Consider the following 13,258-nt stretch of genomic DNA (forward strand, 5'->3'; position numbering starts at 1 on the left):
TTGGAAATACGGCAGACCGTCAAGAAACTGCAATAAGTACGGCTCGGCGTCTGGGTCCATGCCCTTCACACTCCTTTGATCAACTAAGTACTCTTTCTTCCAAGTTAGCAAACATAACGTCAGTTGTCAAAAATAAGCAAAATTAGTTAATTTTTTGCTAAAAATAAGCCTAGCAACTGCTAGACTTATCCTCTAAAACGAACGATACACATATTGGTTTTTAGGTGGTGAGATCGTGGAAGTCTGTTCCACTTTTACCGCTGGAATCTGACGTTTAAAGGGTTCGAAGTAATCTAGTTCGATCGTTCCTTCTACGTGGAGCCAATCATTGTTTTTCACTGGCGTGTCCGCTGGTAATTTTGTCAACAACCCAAAAACACCAGAATCCGCTACACAATGGATGATCCCAAAACGGAATAAGAAATTATATTTTTCTTGCTCTTTTTCAGTTTGATAGACAAAACCGTTATACGAGATTTTTTTGCCTACAAACGAGTTAGGATAATTATAAACTAACTCCATGACTTCTAAATAATTTTCGTCGGTTACTTCCAAGACTTGTTTTTCTTCATATTTTTTCATCAACTGCGTCATTTGACGATTATAATCCGTCTTATTGTAATAAATACTCGTGTCAGGCTTTAAATATTGCGTATTCATTTCAGGGTCACCGACTGATTCCTTACTGACTGGAAAGCTGAAACCTTTTGCCTCAACGATCGTCGTATCTAAACTGACCGTTGGAAAAAGTGTTCCCACCACCAGAGGTAAACTCAATAAGAGATAGGCGATCCCTCGTTGATACGGTTTTTTCAACCCGTGATCATGACCGTCCAAATGAACATGAGGTTTTTCGCCACTGGCCCAAATTTTTAATTGCACTAACGCCAGCAATAAACTCAACCCCATCGTCAAGTACGCTAAATAGCGATAATGAACGTTGATATATTGATTCAATTTACCGGAGACTTGCAAGTACATCATCAATTCAAAATACCCAGATAAAATTACAAAACGAATCATATGGCTCCTCCTAAACAAAGTACGCGTATAAAGTCACAACGACACTGATAAGCGCGATCAATTGAACGATGAATTTCGTATGAAAGCTGTGTTTCATCATCATGAGGTTTTTGATATCTACCATCGGCCCAAAGACTAAAAAGGCGACGATCGGATTTGTCCCAAACAAACTAAGTAACGAGGCCCCAACAAACGCATCTGCTTCAGAACACAGTGACATCGAAAAGGCGAGGACTAACATGACGAGGATCGCAGTCAATTTATTTGCCGTCAACTGCAACATGAAACTTGTCGGCAAATAGACTTGCATAGCAGACGCGATCAGTCCGCCGATCATCAAATAGCGCCCCGTATCAAAAAATTCATCGATCGCATGGACGAGCACCGACCACACTTGACTAACAAATGTGACTTTTGTGGTGGACGCAGGGTGCTCATGGTGCGGTCCGTGATTTTCTGCGGCTATTTTTAAGATCGGTATCCGATTGAAATAAGCGATCCACGAACCGATCACTAATGCCACAAGAAAACTCCCCAGCATGCGCATCATCGCAAATTTCCAACTGTTACCAAATGCGATGAAAGTTGAAAAAATGACGATCGGATTAATGATTGGTGCAGTCAGCATAAATGCAAAGGCAGTGTGTGTCGGCACGCCTTTTTTGATGAACTGGGTCACGATTGGGACGATACCACACTCACATGAAGGAAAGAAAAATCCCAGAAAACAGCCGACTAAGATGGCGAGCAATTTATTTTTTGGTAAGATTTTTTGCACACGTTCTGGGGTTAAAAAAACTTGCAAAGCCCCGGAGATGATACAACCTAATAGGACAAATGGGATCGCTTCAATGACGATCGATAAAAAGATCGTACTCATTTGAAGCAACGAGTGAGGAAGAAAATTGAACATGGTAAACCTCCTGATTCTAATTAGCGGCTTTACTATACGCTTTTGAAAAAAACAAGACAAGCTTTTTAAGTCAAAAGCTTGTCTTGTTTAAACTATCTTATTTTTTGTGACAAATTTTTGCTGGCATTTACCGATTCGTAATCACGACATAATAGACTTCAAGCGGACCATGAAGCCCCACGACTAATTGCATTTCGATGTCCCCTGAATTAGACGGACCCGAAATGAAATGATACGCGGAACCATTTTCTTCCGCCTCCAGCTCACCCGCTTTTTGCGCAAAATAAGCAGCGGCTTGACTCGTTCGTGGAACCAAGCGACTTAACGGAATCAAAGACAGATAATGGGTGGGCAAAAAATGAAAAGAGCGACCTTGCCCTGCTGATGATTCTACGACGACGGTTGCAGATTCCGCTAAGAAAAATTTCGCAAAGGCTAAAGCGACATTGGCCGCTTGAGCCGTTTGAATATTTTGCTGCCGCAAAGTAGCATCTGGTTGCCAATAGTCGACTTGTTGTTTCGTTTCATCAATCGCAACACCGTACTCAGCCAATTGGGGATCAGTCGGCAGTAAAACCGGACCACCTCCACATTTTTCGATCAATTCGGCGATCGTTTGATTGAGATTTGCCTGTGTCGTTTCTACCATTATAGCACTGACTTTTTCTGTCCGAGCCTTTGCGATCGCTAATAATTCCGCAGTCGATTTATCCGCTAAATGCGTTTCAGGCAAATTGCTGATCGGTTTATATGGGACAAACTCTCGCTCACCTAGTTTTTCAGTCAATGTTTTTAAAAACGCTGCTCGATTTTCGATCCTACTCATGCTCTTCACCTGCCTGATGTTTTTTATACCAACTGCGGAAATTTTCCGAATGTTTTGGCGGCACTGGCAAATCCCGGACGTCAGTCCACCCTTTGACCATTCCGGGTCCCGCTTTGATAAATCCGCCATACTGGAACATATTTTCCACGGAGATCGGATGTTTATGTCGCAGTAAGCTCAATCCTAAATGATCAAATTGTAGCGCAGTCTTAAACAAAGCGGGAATTGAGGTGCCTTGTCCGACAACGCGCATTTGTAAATCATTAAATCCATGTTGCAGCTTTAATTCATCTGTCATCACTTTGCGATGGGCGATCAATAGTTCATGCAACGGAATTTTCACAGGACACGTCTCCGTACAAGCCGCACATAAACTAGAAGCATAAGGTAGCTCACCAAACTGTTTGTAACCACCTAAAACTGGTGACAACACTGCGCCCAACGGTCCCGGATAGATGGAACCATAGCCATGTCCGCCAATGTGACGATAGACGGGACAAACATTCAGACACGATCCACAGCGAATACACTGTAAAATCGATTGAAATTCCGTACCCAACGCATTCGAGCGACCATTATCTAAGATCACCACATGAAAATCTTCTGGTCCATCTGACTCGACCGCCTTTTTCTGACCAGCAAATGTGACATACGTTGTCAAACTTTGACCGACTGCACTGCGCGCCAATAAATTATCCAGCACCTCTGCTTCTTTGATTGTGGGTACGATCCGTTCCATCCCCATCAACACAATTTGTGTTTTCGGGATGCTAATAGTTAAATCGGCATTGCCTTCATTCGTATCTAGATTGATCATTCCTGTATCTGCGATGGCAAAATTACATCCAGTAATGCCCACATCTGCTTGTAAAAAGAACTTTCGCATCTCTTCTCGCGCACACCGCGCCAAATTAACCGGATCATTGTTGCCTGTATAGCCTAATTTTTCAGCAAATACTTGGCGGATCTGCTCGCGGTTTTTGTGGATACTTGGAAATACGATATGAGACGGCTCATCCCAATCATCCATTTGTAAAATAAATTCGGCCAGATCTGTTTCCATCACTTGCACATCTTTCATTTTTAACAACATAGGATCAAGATCTACTTCCGTCGTTACCATTGATTTAGATTTGACGACCTGTTTCGCATTTTTTTCGACTAAGACTCTTTTCACATAGTCTTGCGCTTCTTCAGCCGTTTGAGCAAAGTATACGTGCCCGCCACGCTTAGCGACTTGATCACTGAACTCTTCTAGATAATGCGGCAAGTGCTCTAAAACATGTTGGCGAATATGTTCTCCGATTTTTCGCCACTCTTGCCAATCCCCCAGCTCAGCTCGTGCGCCTTCTCGTTTGACCCATTGATCATCTTGGGCTTTCGCCACCGCTTTTTGCATAAAGATATCTTGCTTACTTTCTGCTAATCGTTGCGCAAATGGTTGGTTGCTTGTTTTTAAACCCACTTACCTCACCTCACTTTTTAGCGTTTGATCAAGTCGGCTCAAGTCAACATTTGAATTTAACACTTCCGCTAAATGCATGATCTTGATCTTTTCACCAGCTCGATTGAATTTGCCGCCGATATTCATCAAACAGCCCATGTCACAACTGATCAAAACTTCAGCTTCTGTAGCTAAGATATCTTCCATCTTTTCAGTGACCATCTGTTGTGAGATAAATGGCTCTTTGACCGAGAAAGTTCCGCCAAAACCACAACAGTTTTCGACGTGAGGAATGGGGATCAGCTCCAGTCCTTTGACATGTTCTAATAGCCAAAACGGCGTCTCGCGCTCGCCTAATAACCGCGTCATGTGGCACGAGCGATGATAGGTCGCTTTGGCGTTTAAAGTTGCACCTACATCTTGGACTTTTAATACTCGCCATAAAAATTGGCTAAATTCATACGTCTTAGCTGCCAGTGCTTCGGCTTTTTGACGATATTCAGGATCAGCTTTCATTATCTCTGGAAATTCTTTGAACATCGCAGCACATGATCCCGCGGGTACGACAACATACTCAGACTCTGTAAAACAATCGATTTGATTTTTGATTCCTTTATAACTTTCTTTGACATAGCCACTGTTATAAGTTGGCTGACCACAGCAAATCTGATTTGGCGGAAAATCCGTTTGGCAACCCAAACGTTCTAATACTTCTACCATCGCTTGTCCAACATTTGGAAACATCAGATCCACGACACACGTCGAATAAATACTAACGCGCATTTTTTTACCTCCTTTTTTATAACAACAAATTGCTAACTAACCCTAGCAAACGATTAAGCGATTTCAATTTCTATTATAAAGGTTGCCATTTTATTCTACAAATCAGATTAAAGTGATTCTAAAATTCGTTCAAAAAAGCGACTGGCTCAAACGGTGATTGTGGTTCAAAGAAGTAACAAGCTACGACTCATTACCGCCGCTTTCCTATAGTTTAGGTTCAAAAAAACCAGATCCTCGTTTAGAAGTGATCTGGTTCAACGTTTTATTTAACTGCATCCTTTAATTGTTTACCCGCTTTAAACGCCGGTGATTTGCTAGCAGGGATCGTAATCTCTTCGCCCGTTTGTGGGTTACGTCCTTTACGAGATGCGCGTTCGCGAACTTCGAAGTTCCCAAAACCAATAATTTGAACTTTTTCGCCGTCTTTCAATGAACTTTGGATGCCATCGAATAATGCGTCAACAGCTGCAGCCGCATCTTTTTTAGTCAATCCAGTTTTTTCAGCTACTTTTTCTACTAAAGTTTGTTTATTCGTCATGATATTGCCTCCATCATTTAAATTTACTTCACCGTTAATTCTAGAGGTTCTTCTACAGAAAGGCAACAATTATCTTCAGGTTCCACTGCTTTTCCGTTAAAAAATTTTCTGTTTATTTAATTCAAGTCAAAAAATAAAAGTATTTTATCCGATTTAACAGCTACGAAAATCTTTGAAATTTCATTGCATGACCTTTTCAAAAACTAATCTAAATTATTTTAGAATTAGTTAAATAACTAAAATTTTCATTTAAAAATGTAATTGAGGTTGTTTTGTCAAAGAATAAATCGTATATTAAATAAAACAGTGACACTTTGTTTTTTACGAAAAATTTCAACTTTTATTTTCCCCCAGGCATCCTTCCCAACTATTCCACTTGAAACAACTCAAACCTCACAGATTTACCAGAAAGGAAGTGAAGTGACGTTTGCTCCTTTGAGTAACGTCCCGCTGATGAATTTACGTCCACTATTAAAAAGAGATCTCTACCGAAAACTGCTTTTAATTGAAACCCTTTACTATGGTAAAAAAGCTATGACGAGTGAAGAGCTGACCAAGCTTTTAAAATGTACGCCACCGGTTTTATTGAACGATATCCGTTTGATCAATGAGCAAGAAAAGTATTACCAGATCAATCGACGGAATGGACTTTACTCGCTCGTAGTCGCTGACAACGCGGGACTTGATATGCTCGTAGCTTCATCAATCGACAACTCGATTTCTTTCAAAATCTTAGAATTGTTGTTTTTTGAGGAATGTTATACATTGAATGATTTAGCGAAACACCTTTATTGTAGCCTTTCAACCGTTCAAGTCCATCTTAAAGAACTAAGCAAGCTTCTTAAGACGTGGAAATTAAAAGTAGAACGCAAACCATTTCGACTTTTGGGCAATGAAGTCGCGATCCGTCACTTATACTTCTTATTATTCAGCGAAAAAAAGGCGCAACTGACTGATCTAAAATTATCCGCTGAACTCTTTGATAAAGGCGAAGCCGTGATCCGCTCAATGGTCACTGCAAATGAACTTGATCCATCATTTGCGCAATACCGCCGCTTAAGTCTCATGTTTTATATCAGCTTATGGCGCGTGAAAAAAAATCACTTTATGCCTGCGCGCTTGTTACGTTCTGAAAGTGTGACTTTCCCTGAAGAAATAGCGATGAAAGAATTCGGGATTGTTTTACATCATGAACTTGATTTATTCTGTACAAATGACCTGATCAAAGAAACATTTTGGCTTTTATTCAGTGATTTCTTTTTGCTCGGTGAAAAGCAAAAGCAACGCGCCTTAGCGACTAACTATTCGTTAACCTATCATTATGATACCCATTATGAGCTGGCCAGTGCGTTTAGCGATCTGTTAGAAGTACCGCTGACTGAAGACCAGAAGGATCAATTGGCGACCGTGTTGATCAATCAACACCTTTTTCATGCAGAAACCAAAGAATTCATCAATGTCTTAACGGATAAAAAAGTTGATTGTATTAATTTGTTACAGAATTTCCATGGGCATTGTTTGAAGGTCGTCCGCCAATTAGTGACTGACTTCACTGATAAATACCAGTTGTTCCAAACTGAAGATTTTATTGCTAATTATATTTATCAAATTATTGCAACCGTTCCTGAATGTTTAAATGGCTTAAAGCAGACAGAAAATTCAGTTGATATCTTAGTCGTATCAAATGATTCAATGACCCAAGAACGTTTATTAAGCGAGTTGATTAAAGATGTCGTGAAGGGCAATTATCGCTTACATCATTTTTCCAGTCAAAAAGTCCCCAGTCGAAACTACCAAGAGATCTTCAGCAAGTATGATCTAATCGTCTCCACTTCTACTTTTGATGTCGAAGATTGTAAGACCCCCGCGATCGCAGTCGAGTTATGTCCCAGCATTCAATCCCTCAACAAAATCCAACACCTAGTAGATACCGTAAGTTTAGAAAAAACCCCGATTGGGAACTCTTAATCAAAAGCAATCAAAAAGCCGACTCAATTTTTATTTTTGAGTCGGCACTTTTTTGATTAACAAAAAAAGACAATCCTGCGTTTAGCTAAATTTTCAGTGTGACCGAGTTAAAAAATTTATTTTTTAGTTTGCGCGTGCTGTAACCTAGCTAGTTCTGCTTCCATTGATTGTTTTTCTTTCATGAGACTCGCAACCATTTTCTGATATTTTTCGATACCATTCTTTTTCCGAATGACATTTAACTGTAAAGCTAAATAGCTCATGACCAATATTCCAACAATCAATCCAAAGAAAAAGCCCGTCGTATGTTTCAAAGCCGCATAAAGGCAAAGAATCAATGCGATGATGATGCCAGCCAGACACAGTTTAGCTTGCCGACCACCACCAAATAAAATACGATTGAGGGCTGTCCCGTGAGCTAGATCTTCATAACGTGAGATGCGAGCTTCTAAAAAACTGATCTGTTCTTTCAAGGTATCAATGGAACTTTTTTCAGTCATGCTCTTCCCTCCTGATCATTTTTAGTTTTATTATCCTTACCTTAGCGTTTTTTTTCCAGTAAATCAGCTCGGTCTAAACAATTTAAGGAAAATTATACCTTATTATTTTATGAGAGAGAAATATTATTTAAAATTACATTTAATAATGTTGAAATTTTCAAAAATTTATTTTGAGAACGAGCTACATAGGTGTTCTTGAAAAAAAGGAAATAACAAAAACTTTCACACTTTCTTAGAGCTTTTTAATTGAATTTCTCAGAATATCTTGTACAATTCAATATGTAAGCCGTTACAAATAAAAAATTTAAACGAGGAGTGACAAAAATGAGAATTGGTATTCCTAAAGAAATCAAGAACAACGAAAATCGGGTCGCTTTACCACCAGCTGGCGTCTTTGACTTAAAAAGTCGAGGACATGAAGTCTTAGTTGAAAAAGGCGCAGGTCTTGGTTCAGCAATCACGGATGAAGAGTATATCGAAGCCGGTGCGACAATCGTTCCGGATGCAAAAACTGCTTGGTCAGCCGATATGGTCATGAAAGTCAAAGAACCATTAAAAGAAGAATACCAATACTTCCGGGAAGATTTGCTATTATTTACTTACTTACATTTAGCAGCAAATAAAGAATTGACTGAAGCTTTGATCAAAAGCGGCGTCAATGCCATTGCCTATGAGAACGTCCAACCAGCAGACAATTCACTTCCTTTGTTAGCTCCAATGAGTGAGATCGCAGGCCGGATGGCAGCTCAAATCGGTGCCAACTTCTTAGAAAGTGTCAACGGCGGTAAAGGAATCCTTTTAGGTGGTGTTCCAGGTGTTAAACGCGGGAATGTTGTCGTTTTAGGCGGTGGGACTGTTGGGATGAACGCGGCTAAAGTCGCTCATGGTTTAGGCGCAAACGTGACGATCTTAGATGTAAATGTACCACGTCTGAAAGAATTAGATACGATTTTTGGTTATGACGTTCAAACGCTTTACTCAAACCGCTACAATATCCAAGAAGCATTGAAAACAGCTGATCTTGCGATTGGCTCCGTTCTAATCCCAGGTCATAAAGCACCAACTTTAGTTACAAAAGACATGGTTGCCAACATGCCGGATCATTCCGTCATCGTAGACGTCGCCATCGACCAAGGTGGGATCTTTGAAACAGAAGATCACGTTTCAACTCATGATGACCCAACCTATATCAAAGAAGGTGTGGTCCATTACGCTGTGGCCAACATGCCTGGTGCTGTACCACAAACCGCGACTTATGCTTTGAGTAATTCAACGTTAGCCTACGCGATTTTACTTGCTAACAATCCATTACGTGATATCTTAAAAGATAATTTAGCCTTACGTCGCGGAGTGAACACGTTTGAAGGTAAGTTAACGATGGAAGCTGTCGCAAATGATCTAGAAATGGAATACACTGCAATCCATCAATTGATCGAGCTTTAAGAATAAAACCGATACTACTAGGCGCTTCATTGCGCCTAGTAGTTTTTTGTGTTTTCTATTATACTGGGGAAAATAGCTGGAGGTTTTTTGATGAAATTTTCTGCGTACCCTTATACTCGACCTGATTTTGCTCACTATCAAGTGACTTTTGATGCCGCCGTAAAAAAATTGACCGCCGCTACTTCAGTTCAGTCAGCTAGCCTTGCGATCGAACAATTGAACCAGTTGCGGCAAACTTTATTTACCCAAGCAAAGTTAGCTTATATTCGTCATTCACTTGATACGAACGATCCCTTTTATGAACAAGAAGATGATTATTGGAACCAGCAGCAACCACGTTTTGACGAATTGCATAACCGATTTTATCGTGCATTAGTAACTTCACCGTTTAAAACAGAATTAGAAAAAATTTTCCCACCTACCCTTTTTTTATTCAGTGAAGATCAGCTCAAATTAGTCCAGCCCGAAACGATCCCACTAAAGCAACAAGAAAATGAATGGATCAGTCGTTACACGCGCTTGATTGCTTCTGCTCAGATCGATTTTCGTGGTCAGACTTACACCTTAGCTGAAGTAGCTGCTTTTTTTACTGATCCTGATCGCTCCGTTCGCAAAGCAGCACAAGCAGCGTATGAACATTTCTTTACTAGCCATGAAACAGAGCTCGATGAGATCTATGACCAGCTCGTTAAATTGCGCACCGCGATCGCTCGACAAGCCGGTTTTAAAGATTATGTCGCCTACGCCGATGTCGCGATGAATCGCTGGAGCTACACGCGTCAACAGATACAAGCCTTCCGAAAATTTATTGTGACTGAAGTCGTACCGGTGACGCAAAAACTTTATCAACAACAAGCAAAACGACTAACGTTGGAAGAATTAGAATACTACGATCTGCCTTTGCAATTTAAAACTGGTAACCCAAAACCAGTTGCAGATCAAACTGAACTGATCCAACTGGCACAGTCCATGTATCAAGAGCTCTCACCTGAAACGGGTAGCTTTTTTCAGCAACTAGTGCAAGCTGAATTGCTAGATCTGACGAGTCATCCCGGCAAGCAAAGTGGCGGCTATTGTGAATACCTTGACAGCTTTAAAGCACCGTTTATTTTCGCAAATTTTAACGGAACAGCAGATGACATCGACGTGTTGACCCATGAAGCCGGCCACGCTTTTCAAACCAGTCAATCGACTTGGATCACGGAACCAGAATTAGTCTTTCCAACTTCTGAAGCAGCTGAGATCCATTCAATGAGTATGGAATTTTTGACTTATCCCTATTTAGATCGCTTTTTTGCTGAACCAGACAAGTATCGTTTTGCGCACTTAAGCAGCGCGCTGACATTTTTGCCTTATGGCGCCTTAGTAGATCACTTTCAAGAAGCAGTCTACCAACACCCTGATTGGAGCGCTTCACAGCGTAAAAAGTGCTGGCGAGAACTAGAGCAGCGTTACTGTCCGGAAAAAAATTACCGCACTTCCCCTGCATTGATGCGAGGAACGTTTTGGTATCGGCAAGGACATATTTTTGAAGTTCCTTTCTATTATATCGACTATACTTTAGCCCAAGTCTGTGCTTTCCAATTTTTACTCCGCCACGTGATCGAACAAGACCCGAGTGCTTGGTCAGATTATTTAACTCTCTGTCAATTGGGCGGCAGTCAACCTTTTTTGACCTTACTTGCTAAAAGTCAGCTAGCTTCGCCGTTTGATTTTACTAAAATGAGCCCACTAATCAAAAAAATCAGTGCTCAATTAGAACAATGGGAAAAGGCAGTTCAATAAATACCCGCTGAACTTTCAAGCAATTTTTGATCTTGTCAGCTAAAAACCAAGCGTAAAAAAATAACATTTTTAACTTCAAACTAAAAAATTTAGTTTGAAGTTTTTTTCGTTTAGCTTATTTATTCATTCAAGATTTGATTCATGAGTCAGCAACTTGAAAAAACATTTCTTTTTCTATAAAATCCTTAAACCTTATTGTAACCCTGCGAAAGAACGGGTAAAATGTAGAAGAATCTGTTTTGAGAAAGCTGGTAATTATGACTGAAAAAAATAATCAAGCGCTCTTAGAAGAAGACATCCAACCGCCTTTGTCTCGGATGGAGCGCTATCACAAAAAAGAACGACCCGAACAACCGGTCACCACAGCAAATGAACCAAAGAACCCTCCCACGCCAAAAGCCAAAACGAATACCACCCAAGAGACGATGGTCCAAAGCACAGCTTGGCTGACAGTGGGTAATTTATTTTCTCGCCTGCTAGGAGCCGTCTATATCATCCCTTGGTATGCTTGGATGTACCCTCATAGTGTAGAAGCGAATTATTTATTTTCTAAAGGTTACAATGTTTACGCCCTGTTTCTGATGATCTCAACGGCTGGAATCCCGGCCGCTGTCGCGAAACAAACGGCTCGCTACAATGCCATGAACGAGTACGGGTTGAGCAAACAGCTACTGTATTATACCGTTCGGATCATGTTAGTGGCGGGTTTCTTATGTACGTTGCTGATGTTTTTTGGCGCTCCCTTACTTTCCCAAGGCAATCCGGCCTTAGTTCCGGTCATGCGTTCGTTGAGTATCGTCTTACTCATATTTCCAGCTATGAGTGTTTTGCGAGGCTTTTTCCAAGGAAACAACGAGATGAAGCCATACGCGTTGTCTCAGATCATTGAACAGATCGCCCGAGTGGCTTATATTTTGATCACGGGCTTTGTCGTGATGCGCGTGTTAAACGGCAATTATAAAACGGCGGTCGTCCATGCGACGTTTGCTGCCTTTATCGGGGTTGCCTTTGCGTTAGCCGTCTTATTGCTCTCGTTGTGGAAACGGCGCCTTGTCTTTCAAGAATTGGAAAAAGAAAGTCGCAATGAGCTGACTTTTTCTGGTCGCCAACTCGTCATTCAAATGGTTCGTCAAGCGATTCCGTTTATCGTGATCGGCAGTGGGATCAGTATTTTTAAATTGATCGATCAATATTCATTTGAAAAAATCATGTCTGTCGTAACGAATTTTTCAGCGGCTAAAAATGCGGAACTGTTTACCTTGCTCTCACCTAACCCGGACAAATTAACGATGGTGGTGATCGCGATGGGAACTTCCATGGCGACAGCTGGTCTACCTTTGATCACAGAAAAATTCAACCAACGGGATCATAAAGGTCTGTCAGCTTTAGCATCAAACAATTTCCAATTGTTTTTCTTTATCATGATGCCTGCTACGATCGGGATGATGGTCTTAGCATATCCGCTAAACACTTTATTTTACAGTCCTGACCCCGTCGGCTCCAAACTGTTAGCCGCTAATTGTCTATTGGGGATCATGATGGGTCTTTTCATGGTTTGTTCGACGATGTTCCAAGGACTCGATGGCAACCGTAAAGCCGTCGTATTCTTACTCGTTGGGATTTTAGTAAAACTGATCGTCCAAGCACCGCTGATTTTTATTTTCCATGCTTACGGTCCGCTCTTAGCAAGTTTCGTTGGATTATTAGTGTCTAACTTATTCATTTTAGACCAGATCCATGTCATCACAGCCTTTCCTTTACGCGCCACTTTAAAATCGATCAGCAAGATCATTGGGATGGCACTTTTGATGGGACTCGTTGCGTTGCTCGTTCGGTTTGGTGTAAGCCTAGTACTGAGCTCTGATTCGAAGTTCCAATCGATGATTGAGATCTTGATTGTCGCGGCCGCTGGTGGTTTGACTTACATCGTGATCGCACTGAAAACTCGTATCGCAGATCAACTCCTCGGTGCCAAGGTCAGTCGGATTCGAAAACTATTACACATTTCATAAAAAAATGACCTGTCAGAAATTTT

At 41.0% G+C, this 13,258-nt stretch carries 11 protein-coding genes; 4 read left to right on the forward strand and 7 right to left on the reverse strand.

Annotated elements, in window-relative coordinates; all coding sequences use genetic code 11:
* Positions 1 to 192 precede the first annotated feature (192 nt).
* From GVJ38_RS02410 to GVJ38_RS02435, 6 genes are all read right to left on the reverse strand, one after another.
* On the reverse strand, positions 193 to 1,023 hold the full coding sequence (locus tag GVJ38_RS02410; protein WP_159721574.1) for a TIGR03943 family putative permease subunit: 831 nt from the start codon (positions 1,021 to 1,023) through the stop codon (positions 193 to 195).
* 10 nt (positions 1,024 to 1,033) lie between these two features.
* Positions 1,034 to 1,936, reverse strand: a complete 903-nt coding sequence (locus tag GVJ38_RS02415; protein WP_159721575.1) for a permease — start codon at positions 1,934 to 1,936, stop codon at positions 1,034 to 1,036.
* Between the two features lie 127 nt (positions 1,937 to 2,063).
* Positions 2,064 to 2,762, reverse strand: coding sequence for a LutC/YkgG family protein (locus GVJ38_RS02420; protein WP_159721576.1), 699 nt, complete (start codon positions 2,760 to 2,762; stop codon positions 2,064 to 2,066).
* Entirely contained in the window at positions 2,755 to 4,227 is a 1,473-nt protein-coding gene (locus tag GVJ38_RS02425) for a LutB/LldF family L-lactate oxidation iron-sulfur protein (protein WP_159721577.1), read from the reverse strand. The genes GVJ38_RS02420 and GVJ38_RS02425 overlap by 8 nt, the downstream gene beginning before the upstream one ends.
* Entirely contained in the window at positions 4,228 to 4,989 is a 762-nt protein-coding gene (locus GVJ38_RS02430) for a (Fe-S)-binding protein (protein WP_159721578.1), read from the reverse strand.
* Between the two features lie 262 nt (positions 4,990 to 5,251).
* Positions 5,252 to 5,527, reverse strand: coding sequence for an HU family DNA-binding protein (locus tag GVJ38_RS02435; protein WP_159721579.1), 276 nt, complete (start codon positions 5,525 to 5,527; stop codon positions 5,252 to 5,254).
* 534 nt (positions 5,528 to 6,061) lie between these two features.
* On the opposite strand from GVJ38_RS02435, the gene GVJ38_RS02440 reads away from it, so the two are divergent.
* Entirely contained in the window at positions 6,062 to 7,495 is a 1,434-nt protein-coding gene (locus GVJ38_RS02440) for a helix-turn-helix domain-containing protein (RefSeq protein WP_235032785.1), read from the forward strand.
* Between the two features lie 116 nt (positions 7,496 to 7,611).
* Here GVJ38_RS02440 and GVJ38_RS02445 read toward each other — a convergent pair whose 3' ends face one another.
* Entirely contained in the window at positions 7,612 to 7,995 is a 384-nt protein-coding gene (locus GVJ38_RS02445) for a hypothetical protein (RefSeq protein WP_159721580.1), read from the reverse strand.
* Positions 7,996 to 8,319: 324 nt separating this feature from the next.
* Here GVJ38_RS02445 and ald point away from each other — a divergent pair, with 324 nt between their 5' ends.
* The 3 genes from ald to GVJ38_RS02460 all read left to right on the forward strand — a co-directional run bounded on the left by ald (position 8,320) and on the right by GVJ38_RS02460 (position 13,235).
* On the forward strand, positions 8,320 to 9,438 hold the full coding sequence (gene ald, locus GVJ38_RS02450) for an alanine dehydrogenase (protein ID WP_159721581.1): 1,119 nt from the start codon (positions 8,320 to 8,322) through the stop codon (positions 9,436 to 9,438).
* A gap of 90 nt (positions 9,439 to 9,528) precedes the next feature.
* Positions 9,529 to 11,223, forward strand: coding sequence for a M3 family oligoendopeptidase (locus GVJ38_RS02455; RefSeq protein WP_159721582.1), 1,695 nt, complete (start codon positions 9,529 to 9,531; stop codon positions 11,221 to 11,223).
* Between the two features lie 257 nt (positions 11,224 to 11,480).
* The gene (locus tag GVJ38_RS02460; protein WP_159721583.1) at positions 11,481 to 13,235 is read left to right on the forward strand and encodes a putative polysaccharide biosynthesis protein; all 1,755 of its coding nucleotides are present in this window, start codon (positions 11,481 to 11,483) and stop codon (positions 13,233 to 13,235) included.
* Positions 13,236 to 13,258 lie beyond the last annotated feature (23 nt).

Origin of the sequence: Enterococcus sp. CSURQ0835, from assembly GCF_902706605.1 — a bacterium.
Lineage (GTDB): Bacteria > Bacillota > Bacilli > Lactobacillales > Enterococcaceae > Enterococcus_A.

Coding starts and splice junctions, on each gene's coding strand:
- GVJ38_RS02435 (WP_159721579.1), bottom strand. CDS start 5,527: ATGACGAATAAACAAACTTTAGTAGAAAAAGTAGCTGAAAAAACTGGA.
- GVJ38_RS02460 (WP_159721583.1), top strand. CDS start 11,481: ATGACTGAAAAAAATAATCAAGCGCTCTTAGAAGAAGACATCCAACCG.
- GVJ38_RS02410 (WP_159721574.1), bottom strand. CDS start 1,023: ATGATTCGTTTTGTAATTTTATCTGGGTATTTTGAATTGATGATGTAC.
- ald (WP_159721581.1), top strand. CDS start 8,320: ATGAGAATTGGTATTCCTAAAGAAATCAAGAACAACGAAAATCGGGTC.
- GVJ38_RS02430 (WP_159721578.1), bottom strand. CDS start 4,989: ATGCGCGTTAGTATTTATTCGACGTGTGTCGTGGATCTGATGTTTCCA.
- GVJ38_RS02420 (WP_159721576.1), bottom strand. CDS start 2,762: ATGAGTAGGATCGAAAATCGAGCAGCGTTTTTAAAAACATTGACTGAA.
- GVJ38_RS02415 (WP_159721575.1), bottom strand. CDS start 1,936: ATGTTCAATTTTCTTCCTCACTCGTTGCTTCAAATGAGTACGATCTTT.
- GVJ38_RS02440 (WP_235032785.1), top strand. CDS start 6,062: ATGACGAGTGAAGAGCTGACCAAGCTTTTAAAATGTACGCCACCGGTT.
- GVJ38_RS02455 (WP_159721582.1), top strand. CDS start 9,529: ATGAAATTTTCTGCGTACCCTTATACTCGACCTGATTTTGCTCACTAT.
- GVJ38_RS02445 (WP_159721580.1), bottom strand. CDS start 7,995: ATGACTGAAAAAAGTTCCATTGATACCTTGAAAGAACAGATCAGTTTT.